Source organism: Streptomyces sp. B1I3, from assembly GCF_030816615.1.
Classification (GTDB): Bacteria; Actinomycetota; Actinomycetes; order Streptomycetales; family Streptomycetaceae; genus Streptomyces.
Genome location: NZ_JAUSYD010000001.1, coordinates 4478213 through 4495595, shown reverse-complemented (window position 1 = coordinate 4495595; position 17383 = coordinate 4478213). Strand labels below are relative to the sequence as shown.

Here is a 17383-nt window from a genome sequence, read left to right as displayed (position 1 = left end):
GGCTTCGAGCTGTACGGCACGCTCCTGGACGACCTGCTGGGCCGCGCGGTGGCCGAGCCGCCGGCGCCCGCCGGCGCGGCGGGCGCCGACTTCCTCGTCCCTGGGGCCCGGACGCGTCGAGACGATCGAGGGCTGGGACCGGATCGCCTCGGACCCGGCGCTCCTCACCGCCCACCTGTCGGTGCGCGAGGGCGATGTCCTCGGGGAGATCGGCAGCTCCGCGGACCGGCACGGCCTCCTGGTCTGTGTCGGCCGGGACGGGGCGTCGGTGGACGAGACGCTCCGGGCGGCGCGCGGCCGGCTGCGGGTCGGGCTCGCGCCCGGTGCCGGTGCCGCCACCGGCACCGGCACCGCTCAGGACGCGGAGGCGTCCTCATGACGTTGCGCGCGGACGCCCCGGCGCGGCCCGCGCCGGGCCGCTCCCCGGTCCGTCGTGTGCTGAGCGCCATCACCCTCGACTACCTGCTCTCCCACCTCGGTTACTTCGCCCTGCTGCCGGTGCTGCCGCTGCTCGTGCCCCGGCTGGACCCCGGTGCCGGGGCCTGGTCGGTGGGGTTCGCGCTGCTCGCCCTGACGTTCGCCGTACGCGGCGGGTCGCTGTTCTGCGGCGGGGTGCTGCACCGGGCGCCGGTCCGCGGGGCCATGGTGACGGGTCTGCTGCTCGCGGCCGCCGGGTTCGGCGCGCTGCCGCTGGTGCCCGGGGTCTGGGCGATCGTGGCGTGCCTGGTCGTGGCGGGTTTCGGCATCAGCGTGAACGCGCTGACGGCACGGGCCTACGTGGCCGTGTCGCTCCCCGGCGCCGCGGACCGCTCGACGGTGTTCTCCGCCATCCAGGTGGCCGTGAACGTCTCCGCAGCCCTCGGCCCGGTGATCGCCAACCTGCTGTTCGGCAGCTCCCGTCACGGTGTGCTGCTCGGCCTCGTGGGCGCCCTGTACGCGGTGGCGGCCGTCGCCGTCACCCTCACCGTGCCGAGCGGCCTGCGGCTGTCGGACGGTGACGCCCGGCCCCCGCTGCGGCTCGGTCTGCTCAAAGCCGTCGTCACCGACCCGGCCATCCGCCGGGTGTCCCTGCTCGCCGGTGTCGGAAGCCTGCTCTACGCCCAGTTCTTCTCCGCACTGGCTCTCCAGATCGCCGGCCTGACACAGAGCACGGCGCTCCGGTCGGGCTTCTTCACACTCAACGCCGTCCTGGTCGTCGCGCTCCAGATCCCGGTCACGCTCTGGATGAACCGGGGCCTGGAACACCACGCCGGACCGGTGCGCTACCTGCGGATCGGGCTGGTCGTCTTCGCGGTGGCCTTCGCGCTGCTCGGCGCGGACAGCACGGGCCTGATCACGGTCTTCGTGGCACTCGCCGTCTTCTCCCTCGCCGAGACGGTGTTCACCCCCACGGTCAGCACCGCCTTCGCCGGGCTGGACGGGGACCGGCCGATCGTCGAGGTGTTCAACCTGCGCCAGGTCGCCACCGCGGGCGGTGAGTCCCTCGGCTCCTTCGCCGGCGGCACGCTCTTCCTGCTGGCCTCCGCGCACGGCCTGCTCGCCTGGTACTGGAGCGCGCTCGCCGCCGTGGGCCTGCTGACAGCCGCCCTCGTCCGCGTCCCCCACACGCCCACCGGCCCGGCCCGCGACCCCCACACACCCACCGGCCCCGCCCGTGCACCGCGCACGCCGGCCGACCCCGTCCGTACCGGCCCGGAAGGAGAGCGCTGACATGCGCCTCATGCTCATCGGATACAACGACGGGGTCCTCACGGCGCTGGACGGCAGCCGTCCCGCCGGAAGTGTCGTCGTCCTGGAGGAAGCCGATCTCTGGAAGGCCAAGGGCCTCGCGACCCGGGCCGAGCGGCACCCCTGTCTCGGCGAGGTCCGGTTCGGCCGCTACCAGCAGGACGAACAGTTCCTGGAGGTCGTCCGGGACGTCGTGCGGGAGAGCGGGCCGCTCGACGCGGTGCTGGCCGGCCTCGAGTACGCCGTGGTCGCCGCCGCCCGCGCCGCCGAGGAGCTCGGGCTGCCGGGCCCGGGCACCAAGGCCGCCACCGTCCTGCGCGACAAACTGCTGCTCCGCGAGACCGTGCGTGCGGCCGGCCTGCCGGGGCCCGGCTTCCGGGAGGTGCGCTCCGCCGCGGACATCGCCGCGTTCTCGCGCGGCGGCGCGTGTGTGGTGAAGCCGGCGGGCCGCCAGGCCAGTCTCGGCGTCCTGCTGCTCGACGCGGGCGCCGACCCGGACGCGGCCTGGCGCTACTGCACCGGTGCCGACGAGGGCCGCCAGCTCGCCGACCGGCCGATGAACTGGCGCTATCTCGTCGAGGAACGGCTGTACGGCCCCGAGTACTCGACCGAGGCACTGGTGCGTGACGGCGCCGTCGTGTTCTGCAACGTCACCCGCAAGTACACCCTCGACGGTCCGGTACCGGTCGAGACCGGACACACCGTGCACCTGCAGGACCCGCTGTGGGAGCGGGAACTGGCACGGCTGGTGGACGCCGTCGGGTACGGCAGCGGCATCCTGCACGCCGAGTGGGTGCTGACCGGCGACGGGCCCCGGCTCATCGAGTGCGCGGGGCGGCCGCCGGGTGACCGGATCATGGACCTCGTCGACCTGGCGTACGACACCGACTTCCACGACCGGTGGGTCGCGACGCTGCTGGGCGAGGAGACCGGTGAGCCGCCGGCCCCGGTACGCGCGTCCGCCATCAGCTTCCTGACCGCTCCGCGGCCCGGCACCATCGCCGCGATCGGCGACGTCGACGCCGTGCGCGCCCTGCCCGGTGTCGTCCGGGTCGATCTGACGCGTGGCCCCGGTGACACCGTGAACGACGTGCGTTCGTCCTGGGACCGGCTCGGTTCGGTGATCACCACGGGCACCGACGCGGCCGGCGCCGAACGCGTCGCCCGGGAGGCCGCCGGCCTTCTCACCGTCACCCTGACCGATCCGGAGCCCGCCGCGCATGCGAACTGACTCCTTCGAGGTGTGCGTCGTCGGCGCCGGCCCCCGCGGGCTGTCCTTCCTGGAGCGGCTCTGCGCGAACGTCCGCGCGCACCGGCCGGACGCACCGGTCACCGTCCACATGGTCGACCCCGACCGGCCGGGTGCGGGGCGGATGTGGCGCACCGACCAGTCACCGCTGCTGCTGACACACTCCGCGGCCACCCGGACCACCCTGTTCGCCGAGGACGGCGTCCGGATGGACGGACCGCGGGAGCCGGGGCCCACGCTGTACGAGTGGGCCCGCTTCCTGACACTGATGGGCCCCCTGGAGCACGCCCCGGAGTACGACGCCGCCACTCTCGCCCAGGCCCGTGGCCTCCGGCCCGGCAGGTACGCGCCCCGCGCGCTGTACGGGCACTACCTGGAGTGGGCCTTCGCCCGCGTCGTGCGCCGGGCCCCTGCCGGGGTGACCGTGCGGGTGCACCGCTCGCGCGCCGTCGCGCTGGACGACTCCGCCGGGTCCCCGCACCAGGAGGTCCTGCTGGAGGACGGGACCCTGCTCGGCGGCCTGCACACCGTGGTGCTGACGCAGGATCACCTGCCGGCCCGCATGTCGGCGGCCGAGGAGGAACTGGCCGTCCACGCGGTGGACCGCGGCCTGACCTACGTACCTCCGGCCAACCCGGCCGACCTCGACCTCAGCCGGCTCGCCGGCCCCGGTCAGACCGTCCTGCTGCGCGGGCTCGGACACGCCTTCCTCGACCACCTGACCCTGCTCACCGAGGGCCGCGGAGGGACGTACGAGCGGACCGGGCGCGGGCTGGTCTACCGCCCCGGTGGCCGTGAACCGGTGCTGTACGCGGGTTCACGGTGCGGCGTGCCGCACCGTGCGCACGGCGGGCACGGACAGGGCCCGGACGGTCACCGCCCCTGCCGCACGGGGGAGTTCACCGGGCCGCGGGACTTCACGCGGTGGCTGCTCGGACACCTGCGGGACGGTGTGCGCAGCACGCTGCCCCGCAGTGCCGGCGGGGCGTCCGATGCGGCACACCGCCGCTCCGAGCCGGTCCATGCGCATCCGTCCCCGGACCCACCCGTACACCGCGTCGAGCAGATGATCGCGCTGATCGAGGCCGGGGTCCTGCACGTCACCGGCCCGGGCACGCGCGTCACCACGGGGCCTGACTGCTTCGTGCTGGAGTCCGCCGTGCCCGGTGCGCGGACGGCCGGCCGGGTGCTCATCGAGGCGCGGCACCCCGACCCGGACCTGCGGCGCACCGCCGACCCGCTGCTGCGCCGCCTGCTGGACACCGGCCGGTGCCGCCCCCTGCGCGTGGCGTCCGCCGACGGCTCCTCCCACGAGACGGGGAGCCTCGACGTCACGGACCCGCCGTCCCGCCCGGTGGACGCGGCGGGCCGACCGCACCCGCGCCGCTTCGTCCACCGGGGCGCGGGCATCCGGCCGGGCACCGACCTGGTGACGCCGCGCGACTGGGACGTGGTCGCCCGCGCCGTGCTGGACCTGTGCCCGGACCCGGGTGCGAGGGCGGCCGCCGCCCCGTCGTGTCTGGCGGGGGTCGAGTCATGACATCCGTACCCGTGCCGAAGGAAGAGGAGTTGCGATGAGTGCCCCCGCCCTGCCCGCCCCGACCGGCGGAGGAGCCGGTGCCGCCGAGGCGGGGAGCGCCCCCGATCCCCGTGAGTCCATGAGGGTCCTGCCGCGCTTCACCCAGTACCCGCTGACGCTGCTGACCGGCAAACCCCTCAAGGGGCAGGCTCCGCCGCACCGATGGACCCCCGGCTTCCACCTCGGGGCCGCCGCACTGTCGATGGTGTCGGGATCCGCCGTCTCCGCGGTGGGCTGGGCACTGTCCGGCGCCTGGCTGCTGCTGCTCCTGCCCGGCTGGGCGGTGACCCTGCACGGCATGCGCAACCTGCGGATGATGGTCTACCACCAGTGTTCGCACCGGAACATGTTCCGCCGCCGCACGCTGGACGCGGCGATCGGACGTGCCGTCTCCGGCCTGCTGATCATCCAGCACTTCTCGCGCTACAGCGAGGAGCACGTCAGCGACCACCACGCCGCCCACCACATGACACTGCGCGACCCCACCGTGCAGGCCTTCCTGATCAGCCTCGACCTGCACCCGGGGATGACCCGCTCGCGGATGTGGCAGCGGATCCTGGCCAAGCTCTTCTCACCGGTCTTCCACGCCACCTTCGCCGTCGCCCGCGTCCGTTCCTTCTGGCACGGCTCGTCGCGGAGCGAGCGGCTCACCGCCCTCGCCCTGTACGGCGGCGGCGGTGCGGCCGGCGTCGTGACCGGGACCTGGCCGGCCCTGCTGGCCGTCTGGTTCGTCCCGCTGGTGCCGCTGTTCCAGATCAGCAACACGCTGCGGCTGTGCGTGAAGCACACCTTCCCCGACCCCGACCTGACCGAGCGCCGCGGCAAGGCGTACTTCGGCTCGCTCACCAACGCCATATTCATCGGTGAGGCCGTCCCGGCCGCCGGCCTGCCGCCGGTGCGGCGCGCCGCCGCCTGGCTGCGCTGGACCCTTCGCCTGGTCTGTGTGCACTTCCCGGCCCGCTATCTGGTCCTCACGGGCGACACCGTGGTGCACGACTTCCACCACCGCCACCCTGCCACCCGGGAGTGGGCCGACTACCTCTTCGCCCGTCAGGCCGACGAGGACCGCGGCAGCCCGGGGTGGCCCCCGTACCACCACGCGTGGGGCTTCGTGCCCGCCGTCAACCTGGTCCTGGACTCGCTGTCCGCGGCGGACGCCACCGAGTTCGACGTACGGCGGGTGCGGGACGTCAGCAGGCGTGAGCTGTTCGCGGCTTTCGACGACTGACGAATCCAGACCTCACCGTCCCGCCCTTCGACCGGAGTTCAGCATGCAGAGTCGCACCGTGATCCTTGGCGTCGCCGCGAGCGACAGCCATGCGGTGGCCAACCAGCTCATCGCCCACACCCTGAGGGCCCGAGGCTTCGAGGTGATCAATCTGGGCACCTGTACGACCGTCGAGGAGTTCGCCACCGCCCACCAGGCCCATCCGCACGCCGAGGCCGTCCTGATCGGCAGCCTCAACGGCCATGCCTTCGAGGACCTCTGCGACCTTCCCGCGTTCCGTGCCCGGGGGCTGCTGCGCTGCCCGGTGATCGTGGGAGGCAACCTCTCGGTGGGCAGCCACAAGCACTCCGCCGACCTCGACCGGCTGTACGCCCTGGGCGTCCACCGGGTCCTCACCGACGCCGACGACCTGCCCGCGGTGCTCGACGAGGCGGCGCGCCGGCGCGCCGGCGAAGCGCCGGCCCCCGACACGTGGGCTGCCGCATCGTCCCCCGTCGCCGCCGGGCCGGCCGGTGCCGCATGATCGACGCTCCCCGGGCCACCGCGCTGCCCACCCCGGCCCAGTCGGCCGCGTACGTCGCCGAGCTGGGCAAACCGACCGCCGCCGAGGTCCTGCGCGACGCACGCGCCGCCGGGCACCTGGCCCTGCAGCCCCGCTGCGGTGTCGGTTCGCACCGCCAGATGACCACCCTGCTCCAGGACATCGAGCGCCACGCGGCACCGGACGTCCTGTCGGTGACCATCGACGCCCACACCCGGCTGGGCCGCTTCGGCCACGCCAGGACGGTCCTGGACCGCAACCCCGCCGACCTCAACGGCTATCCGCTGGTCGCCCACGGGTGGCGGCGCGGCCGCGAGCTCAACGAGGCGGTGCGGGCCCCGCTGGAGATCCGGCACGGGTCACCGGACGCCCGCGTGCTGTTCGGGACGGCGGTCGCCTCCGGCATCACGTCCTTCGAGGGCGGCGGCATCTCGTACAACCTGCCCTACTCCAAGGACGTACCGCTGGAGCGCTCACTCGCCGCCTGGCGCACGGTGGACGCCGCCTGCGGGAAACTGGCCGACCACGGGCTGGTCATCGACCGGGAGCTCTTCGGCACGCTCACCGCGGTGCTGATGCCGCCCTCCGTCAGCCTGGCGGTCAGCGTCCTGGAGGCCGTCGCCGCCGCCCGCGAGGGTGTCCGCTGCATCTCCGTCGCGTACCCCCAGGGCGGCCACACGGAGCAGGACGTGGCGGCCCTGCGCGCCGTCCCCCTGCTGGCGGAGCGCTACCTGCCGGCCGGCGTCGAGGTCCACGCCGTCCTGCACGAGTTCATGGGCGTCTTCCCGCGGGAGCGCGCCCATGCCGAGGACCTGATCCTCTACGGGGCCCTGGTCGCCAGGCACGGGGGCGCGACGAAGCTGATCACCAAGACGTACCAGGAGGCGTACGGCATCCCGGACACGCGGGCCATCGTCGACGGCCTGCACCTCGCGGCACGGGCCAACTCCCCCCTCCTCGGGGCCATGACGCCGGACGAGGGGCGCGTGGCGGAGGAGCTGGAGTGGGTCGTGCGGGAGGTGGACGAGCTGGTGGCACCGGTCCTGGCGGCCGAACCGGCGCACGGCGGGCTCCACGCGGCCATCGCCGCGGCCTTCGCGCACGGCACCCTGGACATCCCGTTCAGCGCCAGTCGGCACGCGCGGTCGGAGCTGATCCCGGGCCGCGCGGACGACGGTGCGGTCCGCATCCTGGAGCCGGGGTCGCTCCCCCTGTCACCCGCTTCGCGCGAGCGGCACCGTGCGGCCCTGAAGGGCCGGCCGACGGATCTGTACACCGTGCTGACACGGGACATCAACTACTTCCCGCTGCTGTTCGGTGAGGACATCCGCCGCGGCCCCGCGGCGCCACCGGTTCACGCGGAGGGTTCGGCCAGCAGTCCGTACTTGTGAATGAGGAACCCGGCCTGGAAGCGGCTGCGCGCGCCGAGGCTGTCGAGGATGCGTGAGACGCGGCGCTGGCAGGTGCGCAGCGACACCCCGAGACGGCGGGCGATCGCCGCGTCGTCCATGCCGCTGGCCAGCAGCCGCAGCAGTGCCTTGTCCACGTCCTCCGAGACCGACTCGATGTGCTCGCGGCGTACGTCCACCTCGAACGGCTCCGCGTTGAACCACACGTGCTCGAAGGCCTGCACGGCGAAGTCGACCACGCTGGGCTCCTCGACGACGACGGCACCGAGGCTGTTGCCGGCCTGGGAGATCACCGCGACCCGGCGGTCGAAGACGATGAGCCGCATGAACTCGGCCGACGTCGTCCGCACCTCGCCGCCCTGCAGCGTGATCCGCTCCACGTAGGCGGCCGTCGGCGGGCTGAAGCGCGCGCTGTGCTGGTAGAGCGTGCGCATCCGCACACCGGAGCACAGCATGTTCTCGTCGCGCTCGACGGCCTCCTCGAGCACCTCGGTCCTGCGTCCGCCGCCGGGTTGCGCGGTCAGGACCTCGTCGCGGCAGTTCGCGGCGTGCTCGGCCAGGACGTTGCGTACGTCCTGCAGCCTGCCCAGCACCTGGACGCCCTTCATCCGCTGCCGCCAGGCCGAGCTGTCGTGGTACACGGGGACCAGGCTCTCCAGGTCCCGCCGTGCGTGTGCGATGAGCTCGGTCCGCCTGCGCAGCTCGGTCTCCAGAGGCAGCAGGGTCACCAGCGCCGCCGACTCCGGGCCGACGGGCGAGTAGAGGGGGCAGCCCACGTCCTCCTGGTGGACCAGCCCGAGTTCGCTCAGCCGCTCCAGGGACTCGGCGGCCTCCTGCACGGTGATTCCGAGCGCCTCGGACAGCGACGGCAGGTCGACGGCCGCGCCGTCGAGAACACAGCCGTATACACCGGAGTCCATGGATTTGAGCCGCAGATCGGCCAGTTTGTCCCATACCAAGCGGCCCACGTCGTTCACGCCCCCGTCATGCCCCCGTCGTACGAACCGAAGGACGGCGCCATTGCCGATGCCCGGCGGGAACGCTAACAGGGCACGCCGGAGCCCCGCCAGACCGTGCCCACCAGGTGAAATCCCAAGGAATGTCAAAGTCCGGCCATGGCGGGAAAGTTGCGTCACGAGGCCGCCGCCCGGTCTCAGCCCGGGTCCGCTCCGGGCGTGCTCTGCGCCGGCGTTCGTGTCGGCCATGTGTCGCAGCGCTCGGGTGCCGGCGCGCCGTCCGTCCCGCGCAATCTCACCGTGACCCGGCCGTCGGCGTCCTCCGCGTACGCGACCGTGCACACGAGCTGACGCCTGGCCGGCCCGGTCAGGCCTGCGATCGGGCCGGGTACGACGACGTCGGCCGTGCCCCCGCCCCCCGAGACGCGGATCCGGGCGGCCACGGCGGACAGGGACGGATCGTTGCGCAGGCCGGCCCGGCGCTCCGCCTCCTGCGGGCCCGCCGCCAGCGCGGCTAGGGTCTTCCCGGTCGGCTGCCGGGCGTCGGGGTCCGCGGGGTCCACCGAGCCGCTGCCGCCGGTGCCGATGGTGTACTCCCCACCGAAGCCCGCCGCGGCGCCGTCGCCCACGGTCCGCGGGACCGGGACCAAGGCACCGTCCGGGGAAAGGAAGAAGAGCAGCATGCGGTCCTGTCGCGCCGGGAGCACGTCGATGGCCGCCGGCCCGCTCGTCCCGATCACATCCGTCTCCTGGATACCGCACGCGGCGAGTGGCAGCAGGGCGGCGAGCACGGCGGCCGGACGCAGACGCGGCCTCACCCGGTCTCCTCCCGCTCCGCTGCGAGCGGCGTGCGCAGCGGTATCTCGACCGTGAGGACCGCGCCGCCCTCCGGCCCGTTACCGGCCCGGACGGTGCCTCCGTGCAGCCGCACGTTCTCCCGCGTGATCGCGAGTCCTAGGCCGCTGCCCGCCGAACGGCTACGGGCCGCGTCGGCCTTGTAGAACCGGTCGAAGATGTGCGGCAGCACCTCGGGCCGGATGCCGGGACCGCTGTCGGTGACCTCGGTGACCAGGACGTCCGACCCGTCCGCGGCCGTCCCCGTGTCCATCCGTACGGTGACGGGCTCGCAGCCGTGCCGCAGCGCGTTGCCGACAAGGTTGGCGACGACGACGTCGAAACGGCGCGGGTCCAGGCGGACCCGGACACCCTCGCGCAGTTCGGTGCGCACTCGGTCGTGCCAGTGCCGGTGGTGGAGGGACTTGCGGATGGTCTCCGCGACGTCGATCTCGTCGGTGTTCAGCTCGGCCGCCCGGGCGTCGAAGCGGGAGATCTCCATCAGGTCCTCCACGAGCACGGCCAGCTTGCCGGTCTCCGCGCTGATCAGCCGGACCGCCCGCGCGGTGTCGGGGTTCAGGCCGTCCGCGTCCTCGTCGAGCACCTCGGTGACGGCGAGCATTCCGGCGAGTGGGGTACGCAGTTCGTGTGCGACGTCGGAAGCGAACCGCCGGGCGCGGGCCTCGGCCTGCTGGAGTTCGTCGACGGAGCGTTCCAGCTCACCGGCGGACTCGTTGAACGTGGAGGCCAGGTCCGCGAGTTCGTCGCTCCCTCTGACCCGGATACGGGTGTCGAGCCGGCCGCTGCCCATGGAGCGGGCGGCCCTGTTCAGTTCCCGGACGGGACGCAGTACGCTGCGCGCCGCGATCAGGGCGGGGACGAGGGCGATGGCGAGACCGGGCAGCGCGCCGTCGCGCGCCGCGGTGAGCAGGGCGTCGACATCGTTCCGTTCTTCCGTCATCGGCATCACGGCGTAGACGACGAGTCCGGTGCGCAGGGTGCTGCCGCTCGTGCTGCTCCTGGTGACGACGGCCAGTCCGAGGGTGAGGTAGGGGACGCCGTTCTTGACGACCCGCTGGAAAGCCCCGTTCGGCGTGGTGAGGGTGGCGCGTCGCAGTTCCGGCGTGACCACCGACGAGGTGGGGCTGGTACCTGAGGAGACCCGCAGCGACCCGTACTCGGCGAAGACGATCCACGGGTGGGGCTTCGCCTTGCTCGCGATGCCGAGGAGTGACTCCCGGAGCATGGCGGGGTCCACGGGGAGCGAGAGGCCCAGGGTCTCGGCCTGCTCGCGGAAGGACGTCACCGCGGTGTCCTGGGAGCTGGCGAGGACGGCGTTGCGCGCCTCGCGGTAGGTGAGCGCCGCGGTCGTCCCGGAGCTGATGGCGGCGACCAGCAGGAACGCGAGGACGAGGCGCGTCCGCAGTCCGAAGGGCGCCCTCCGGCGGGACCGGGCGGTGCGTGGAGCACGGGCCGCGGCGCGGGAGGGGCGGGCGCCGGTGACGGTCACAGCGGTCCGAAGCGGTAGCCGAAGCCCCGCAGGGTCTGTATGTAGCGCGGGGCGCCCGGGGTGTCCTCGATCTTGTTGCGCAGCCGACGTACACAGGCGTCCACGAGGCGCGCGTCACCGTGATAGCTGTGCTCCCACACGTGCTCCAGCAGTTGCTGACGGCTGAACACCTGCTCGGGCGCGGCCGACAGGTGCAGGAGGAGCTTCATCTCCGAGGGGGCGAGCGGGACGCGGTCCCCCTTCTTCGTGACGGTGAGCCCGGCCCGGTCGACAGCGAGGTCTCCGTGGAACTCCACGGCGGGCCGTCCGCCGCCGGGGTCCTCGATCCTGCGCAGCACGGCACGGATGCGGGCCTCGATGACCTCGGTGCGGGCGGGCTTGACGATGTAGTCGTCGGCACCGGCCTCCAGACCGATGACGACGTCGAAGTCGTCGCCGCGGGCGGTGAGCATGATGATCGGCAGCTGGCTGTCCTCCCGCACCCGGCGGCAGACCTGCACCCCGTTCATGCCCGGGAGCATCAGGTCGAGCAGGAGCAGGTCGGGCCGGAACTCACCGAGCGCCGCGAGCCCGGCCTCGCCGGTGGCGGCGGTCCGCACCTCGTGGCCGCGGCGGCGCAGTCCGAGCTCGACCCCTTCGCGTACGGAGGGGTCGTCTTCGATGAGGAGCACGCGTGGCATGGGCGAGGTTTCCCTGGGAGCCGGAGACGGGTGGTGGTGCGGCCGGTCACGGCCTGCGGCGGAGACGGGTGGCCGCGCCCGTGACGAGCGCGGTGATCTCGGTCAGCCGCAGTGGGCGGGCCAGCAGGAGGAAGACGGCGGCGATGGCGAGCGCCCCCGCCCCGGTGGCCGCGGCCGCCCCGCCGGGGGCCGCCCAGCGCGCGGTGACGTACCCGAGCAGCGTCGCGGGCACGGCGGCTGCGAGCAGCCGGGCCTGTGCGGCGACGGTGGCGGACCGCCATGGCGCGGGCGCCCGCCTGTCCGCCGCGGCGAGGCGGCGGTTCAGTACGAGGGCGGCGGCGGCCCAGCCCGCGAACAGCGCCAGCGAGTAGGCCCCGGCGATGCCGGTCACCGCCCAGCGTGCCGGGAGCAGCGCGTACGCGGTGACGGAGAGGGCCGCGTTGAGGCCGGCGATCACCAGGTTGAGGAGGAAGGGGGTGCGCGTGTCGGACAGGGCGTAGAACGTGCGGGAGAGGACGTACTGGCCCGAGAAGGCGATCAGCCCGGGCGCGAACGCCATCAGCGTGCCCGCCATGACGGCGACGTCCCCCGCGTCCGCCTCGCCGTACCCGAAGACGAGCGCCGTCGCGGGCTGGGCCAGGGCGAACAGCGCGCACGCGGCGGGGACGACGGCCGCCGCACTGGTGCGCAGGGCGTACGAGAGGTCGCGCCGTAGCCCCGCCGTGTCGCCGTCGGCGGCGGCCGCGCTCATCCGGGGCATCAGTGCGGTCACCAGCGACACCGTGACGATGCCGTGCGGCACGGCCCACAGCAGATAGGCGTTGTTGTACGCGCTGAAGCCGGCACCGCCGTCGATGCCGTCCGCCTGCGCGCTCAGGCCCGCCGCCGTGGCCAGCCTGGTCGTGACCCAGTACGCCGCCTGGTTGGTGAGCACCAGGAGCACCAGCCAGCCGGCGGACCGCAGCGGGCGGGTGAGCCCGCTGCCGCGCCAGTCGAAGCGGGGCCGGAAGCGGAAGCGGGCCGCGCGCAGGACGGGCACCAGGGCCAGGGCCTGTACGGCGATGCCCGCGGTGGTGCCCCAGCCGAGCAGCGCGGTCTCGGCCGCGGTGAGCGACCCGCCGTCGCCCGTGGCGAGGTAGAGGCAGAAGACGGCGATGACGACGACGTTGTTGAGGACCGGCGTCCACATCATCGCGCCGAACCGGCCGCGTGCGTTCAGCACTTGGCCGAGCAGGGTGAACACCCCGAGGAAGAGGATCTGCGGCAGGCAGTAGCGCGCGAAGGCGACCGTCATGGTGGCCTGCGCGCCCGTGTAGTCGGTGTACGCGCCGACGATCGCGGGCGCGCCCCACACCGCCGCCGCAGTGATCACCAGCAGGGCGAGGACGCAGACGGTGAGCAGCCGGTCGGTGTACGCGGCCCCACCGTCCTCGTGCTGTCCGGCGGCCTTGACGAGTTCGGGCACGAAGACGGCGTTGAGGGCACCACCGAGGAGCAGCATGTAGACGATGGTGGGGACGGAGTTTCCGACGGCGTACCCGTCGGCGGCCGGCCCGAGTCCGAGTGCGGCGGCGACCACGGCGGACCGCACGAAGCCGGTCGCCCGGGAGACGACCGACCCGGCGGCCATGATCGCGCCGCTGCGCAGGACGGACGGCGTCCGGGACGGCGCGGGCCCGCCGGAGGCCTGTGCCGTGGTGGCCGGCGCGCTCACCGGCGCGCCATGTACGCCTGGAACGCGCGGTGGAGCGCGTGGTTGGCCGTGCCGTCCAACGGTCTCTCCCATTCCCCCAGCGTCTCGACCACCTCGCCTCCGGTGCCGAGCTTCCAGCGCAGCAACCCGTGGGAACGGTCGTCGGGATCGAGCGTCGAGGGTACCCCGCGCATGTCGTAGACGTCGGCGCCCAGGGCCTGGGCGGCGAGCAGCATGCGCCACTGCAGCAGGTTGGAGGGGCGCACCTCGCGACGGTGGCCGGCCGAGGCGCCCGTCTGGTACCAGACCCGGCGGCCCACGTGGACCATGGTGTGCGCGGCGAGTGTCTCGCCCTCGTGCCTGGCCAGGTAGAGCTTCATCCGGCCGGGTTCCTCGGCGTTGAGCGCCGCGTACTGGCGCTCGTAGTACTCCAGCGACCTGCCGAGCCGGAAGCCGTCGCGCTCCTCGGTGATCCGCAGCAGGCGGTAGAACTCGGGCAGGTCCGCCGCACCGCCGACCACCACCTCGACCCCCGACTTCTCGGCCCGGCGGACGTTGCGCCGCCACTCCTGGTTGAGCCCGGACCACAGGTCCTGCGGTCCGCGCCCGGCGAGCGGCACCTGGAAGACGTGGCGGGGCTGCGCGTCCCCGTCCTCCTCGCCGCCGCACCGCTGCCACCCCCGGGCGCGCAGCCGGTCGGCGACCGCCGTGCCCAGCGGGTCGACCTGGCTCGCCAGGACGTCCCCGAGCCGGCGGCCGGGCCCCGTCGCCGACTTGAGCCGCGCGGCGCTCCACCGTCGGTACGCGGGCGAGGGCCCGATCCGTACGGCGAACGCCCCCGCCGCCCGCAGGTACCGCAGCAACGGGCGGAGCCAGTCGTCGATGCCGGGGTCCGCCCAGTCGGCGACCGGCCCCTCCGGCAGGTAGGCGAAGTACTTACGGGTGCCCGGCAGTTGGCGCAGCAGGACGAGCGCGGCGCCGGACAGCCTGCCGGACTCCGGTTCGGGCCCCCAGCCCAGGAGCTGTGAGCGCCAGCCGTCCTTCACCTGCGCCCAGGACGGGCACTGGAGGAAACCGGGGCCCAGCTCTTGCCCCTCGCCGGATGCCAGGAACGCGCGGTAGGCGGCGGGGGTGACTGGCCCCAGCGGTATCTCATGGCCGCGGTCGGCCGTCACGAGCAGCGCTGACACGGGTGAGCCTCTCTCTGGGCGGAATACGCCGATGCTCACAGCCGTCCGTGACCGCCCGGCGCGCCGTATGTGACCGGACGGCGACCGTTTCCCTGCAGTCGCCGTCACATGGCCGCATCCCCGCTCACCTGCGGTTCCTCCGCCCTACAGTCGCCGTGTCCCCACCCATCGACCATGGACGGAGGCTCCGTTGAGCCACATACGGGTGCGCGTCGCGGTGATGGCGGTGCTGCTGGCACCGCTCGCCGCCTGTTCGGCGGGATCCGGATCCGACGCCTCGGACCGGAGTGCCGGCCACGGCGGGCCGGAGACGGCACGGGGCCTGCCCACGGCCGTGACCGTGGTGCCGGAGGGCCGGGGGATCAGAGCGGGCGGGACGGTGAAGGTCACCGCGGCCGGCGGCACGCTCACCTCGGTGACCGTCACCGACGCCGAAGGACGCACGCTGGGCGGCACGGTCTCCGCGGACCGGACCGGCTGGGTGTCCCTGCGCAAGGCGGCGCCCGGCGCCTCGTACACGGTGACCGCCACGACCGCGGCGAAGGCCGGTACGAAGCACACGACCACCTCCACGTTCACCACGGCCGAGGCCGACAGGGTCAACAAGGTGGACTGGCGGCCCGGCGCGGGCTCGACCGTCGGCGTCGCGCAGCCGGTCTCCCTCGTCTTCGACCGTCCGGTCACCGACAAGGCCGCGGTCGAGAGGCAGCTGAAGATCACCACGTCGGTCCCGACCGAGGGCTCCTGGGGCTGGCTGAAGGACTGGTCCGGCCAGGACCGGGTCGACTGGCGGCCGAAGGAGTACTGGAAGCCGGGTACGAAGGTCACCCTCGACGCCGAGCTGAACGGCACCGACTCCGGCGGCGGCGGCTGGTTCGTCCGTGACTACTCGACCACGTTCACCGTCGGCGCGAGCCAGGTCGCCGAGGTCGACCTCGACCGCAAGCTGCTGACCTTCGCACGGGACGGCAGGACGGTCCGCACGATCCCGGTCTCCGGCGGCACACCCGGCGGCGACAAGCGTTCCTGGCGGGGCACCGCGGTGCTGATGGCCAAGGAGGGAACGGTCAACATGAACTCGGAGACAGTCGGACTGGGTGACACCTACGACAAGATGGTCGACCGCTCGATGCGGCTCACCTGGTCCGGCATGTACGCGCACGCCGCACCGTGGAACGACCGGTGGTTCGGCAGGGCCAACATGAGCTCCGGCTGCATCGGCATGAGCGACGCCGACGCCGCCTGGTTCTACGGCCAGGTCCGCCCCGGCGACCCGTTCGAGATCACGGGCCGCGACACCAAGGGCACGGTCGCGCCGGGCAACGGCTTCGGCGACTGGAACGTGCCGTGGGACCAGTGGCAGGCGACGAGCGCCCTGCGCTGACCGCCCGTCGGCCCGGGGCACGAGCGCCCTGCGCCGACCGCCCGTCCGGGCCGCGAGCGCCCCGCCGGTGCCGACGTCGGGACGCGCCTACGCGAGCGGTGGACACCTGCTGTGGATCGGCGAACGAACCCGCGCACTCGACGGCGTCCACGTGGAGTTCTTCTCCGGGATCAGCAATCCGCTCGCGGTGGAGCTGGGTCCGGACGCCACACCGACGACGTGCTCGGGCTGATCGACCGGCTCGGTCCCGACCGGGAGCCCGGCCGGCTCATCTTCGTGGTGCGCGCCGGGGCCGGCCGGGTGCGCGAGGTGCTGCCCGCCCTCGTGGAGAAGGTCAACGCGGAGGGTGCCCAGGTGGGATGGGTCAGCGATCCCATGCACGGCAACACGACGACCGCGCCGGGCGGACACAGGACCCGCCACCCGGACGACGTGCTGGACGAGGTGCGCGGCTTCGCGGAGGTGCACCGCGCCCTGGGCACCCACCCCGGCGGCATCCATGTCGAGCTCACCGGGGACGACGTCACCGAGTGCCTCGGCGGCAGCGACCCGCTGCCGCCGAGGAGCTCTCCCGCCGCTACGAGACGGCGTGCGACCCGCGCCTCAACCGCTCACAGGCCCTCGATCTGGCCTTCCGGCTGGCCGAGCCGGCCCGGGAGTGGTGACCGGACGGTCCAGCAGTACCTCGCCGACGATCCCGAAGGGTGGCTCGTCGGCGAGGTAGAAGTGCTCGCCCGGCAGCACGTGGAAGCGGAACGGGCCACCGGTGACCGTCTCCCAGGCGGCCGCCTCCTCCCGCGGCACCCGGGGGTCGGACGCGCCGACGAGTGCGGTGACCGGGCACCCGAGGGGCCGGCCGGTGCGGCCCGGATAGCGGGCGAGCATGCGGAAGTCGGCCCCGATGTACGGCATCACCAGCTTGACGAACGCCTGGTTCTCCAGCAGTTCCGGATCCGTGCCGCCCAGTTCGATCAGGGTGCGGGCTATGGAGGCGTCGTCCCAGGTGGTGTCCGCGGCGGGGTCCGGGACCATCAGCGACGGGGCGCGGGCCCCCGAAGCGATCAGCCGGCTCGGCCCGGCGCCGGCCTCGGTCAGGGCGCACGCCACCTCGAAGGCGACCGTCGCCCCCATGCTGTGCCCGAAAAGGGCGGTGGACCGGGTGTCCCCGGCGGCGATCAGCTCGTCGGCGACCTGCCGGGCCATCACCACCAGGTCGGAGGCGCAGGGTTCCGCGAAGCGCTCGGCCCGCCCCGGGTAGCACACGGTGTGGACCTCGACGCCGTCGAAAGCCCGCGCCCAGCTCCGGAAGAAGTACGGAGACCCTCCCGCGTGCGGAAAACAGATCAGCCGCCGCGCGGCGAACGGCCTCGGCTCGACGCACTGCGTCCACAGCATGCTTGCC

The 17383-nt window shown here is 73.5% G+C and carries 15 protein-coding genes and 1 pseudogene; 9 read left to right on the top strand and 7 right to left on the bottom strand.

All coding sequences use genetic code 11. The features are described from left to right. Positions 1-100: 100 nt before the first annotated feature. Genes QFZ58_RS34505 through QFZ58_RS20635 form a run of 7 tightly spaced genes read left to right on the top strand, consistent with a single transcriptional unit; the run spans position 101 to position 7716 of the window. The gene (locus QFZ58_RS34505; RefSeq protein ID WP_373428668.1) at positions 101-379 is read left to right on the top strand and encodes a hypothetical protein; all 279 of its coding nucleotides are present in this window, start codon (positions 101-103) and stop codon (positions 377-379) included. After that, positions 376-1710 (top strand): MFS transporter, encoded by a 1335-nt coding sequence (locus QFZ58_RS34500; RefSeq protein WP_373428667.1) that lies wholly within the window; start codon positions 376-378, stop codon positions 1708-1710. Before QFZ58_RS34505 ends, QFZ58_RS34500 begins: the two co-directional genes overlap by 4 nt. Before the next feature lies 1 nt (position 1711). Then, entirely contained in the window at positions 1712-2959 is a 1248-nt protein-coding gene (locus QFZ58_RS20655) for an ATP-grasp domain-containing protein (RefSeq protein WP_307126383.1), read from the top strand. Beyond that, complete coding sequence (locus QFZ58_RS20650; RefSeq protein WP_307126382.1) at positions 2949-4517, top strand: FAD/NAD(P)-binding domain-containing protein; 1569 nt, start codon at positions 2949-2951, stop codon at positions 4515-4517. Before QFZ58_RS20655 ends, QFZ58_RS20650 begins: the two co-directional genes overlap by 11 nt. A gap of 34 nt (positions 4518-4551) precedes the next feature. After that, positions 4552-5784 carry a stearoyl-CoA 9-desaturase gene (locus QFZ58_RS20645; protein ID WP_307126381.1) on the top strand — a complete coding sequence of 411 codons (1233 nt, stop codon included), beginning with the start codon at positions 4552-4554 and terminating at the stop codon, positions 5782-5784. A 43-nt stretch (positions 5785-5827) separates the two neighbouring features. Next, on the top strand, positions 5828-6307 hold the full coding sequence (locus tag QFZ58_RS20640) for a cobalamin-dependent protein (RefSeq protein WP_307126380.1): 480 nt from the start codon (positions 5828-5830) through the stop codon (positions 6305-6307). Further along, positions 6304-7716, top strand: a complete 1413-nt coding sequence (locus QFZ58_RS20635) for a methylaspartate mutase (RefSeq protein WP_307126379.1) — start codon at positions 6304-6306, stop codon at positions 7714-7716. Before QFZ58_RS20640 ends, QFZ58_RS20635 begins: the two co-directional genes overlap by 4 nt. Here QFZ58_RS20635 and QFZ58_RS20630 read toward each other — a convergent pair. The 6 genes from QFZ58_RS20630 to QFZ58_RS20605 form a co-directional block, all read right to left on the bottom strand. Further along, a complete protein-coding gene (locus tag QFZ58_RS20630) occupies positions 7680-8711 on the bottom strand; it encodes a helix-turn-helix transcriptional regulator (protein ID WP_307126378.1) in 1032 nt (343 codons plus the stop codon). The two genes, QFZ58_RS20635 and QFZ58_RS20630, sit on opposite strands and share 37 nt — an antisense overlap. A gap of 176 nt (positions 8712-8887) precedes the next feature. Further along, on the bottom strand, positions 8888-9508 hold the full coding sequence (locus QFZ58_RS20625; protein ID WP_307126377.1) for a hypothetical protein: 621 nt from the start codon (positions 9506-9508) through the stop codon (positions 8888-8890). Then, complete coding sequence (locus QFZ58_RS20620; protein WP_307126376.1) at positions 9505-11034, bottom strand: HAMP domain-containing sensor histidine kinase; 1530 nt, start codon at positions 11032-11034, stop codon at positions 9505-9507. The genes QFZ58_RS20625 and QFZ58_RS20620 overlap by 4 nt, the downstream gene beginning before the upstream one ends. Continuing rightward, positions 11031-11714 (bottom strand): response regulator transcription factor, encoded by a 684-nt coding sequence (locus tag QFZ58_RS20615; protein ID WP_307126375.1) that lies wholly within the window; start codon positions 11712-11714, stop codon positions 11031-11033. The genes QFZ58_RS20620 and QFZ58_RS20615 overlap by 4 nt, the downstream gene beginning before the upstream one ends. A gap of 46 nt (positions 11715-11760) precedes the next feature. Then, positions 11761-13428: a murein biosynthesis integral membrane protein MurJ gene (gene murJ / locus QFZ58_RS20610; RefSeq protein WP_307126374.1), complete on the bottom strand. Its 1668-nt coding sequence runs from the start codon at positions 13426-13428 to the stop codon at positions 11761-11763. Then, positions 13425-14597 carry a peptidoglycan bridge formation glycyltransferase FemA/FemB family protein gene (locus tag QFZ58_RS20605; protein ID WP_307126373.1) on the bottom strand — a complete coding sequence of 391 codons (1173 nt, stop codon included), beginning with the start codon at positions 14595-14597 and terminating at the stop codon, positions 13425-13427. Before QFZ58_RS20605 ends, murJ begins: the two co-directional genes overlap by 4 nt. 190 nt (positions 14598-14787) lie before the next feature. Here QFZ58_RS20605 and QFZ58_RS20600 point away from each other — a divergent pair, with 190 nt between their 5' ends. Further along, positions 14788-15981, top strand: a complete 1194-nt coding sequence (locus QFZ58_RS20600) for an Ig-like domain-containing protein (RefSeq protein WP_373428573.1) — start codon at positions 14788-14790, stop codon at positions 15979-15981. 76 nt (positions 15982-16057) lie between these two features. Further along, positions 16058-16646, top strand: a pseudogene (locus tag QFZ58_RS20595) (3-deoxy-7-phosphoheptulonate synthase); the annotation flags it as partial. Here QFZ58_RS20595 and QFZ58_RS20590 read toward each other — a convergent pair. Beyond that, positions 16585-17376, bottom strand: a complete 792-nt coding sequence (locus QFZ58_RS20590; protein ID WP_307126372.1) for a thioesterase II family protein — start codon at positions 17374-17376, stop codon at positions 16585-16587. The pseudogene QFZ58_RS20595 and the gene QFZ58_RS20590 sit on opposite strands and share 62 nt — an antisense overlap. Positions 17377-17383 lie beyond the last annotated feature (7 nt).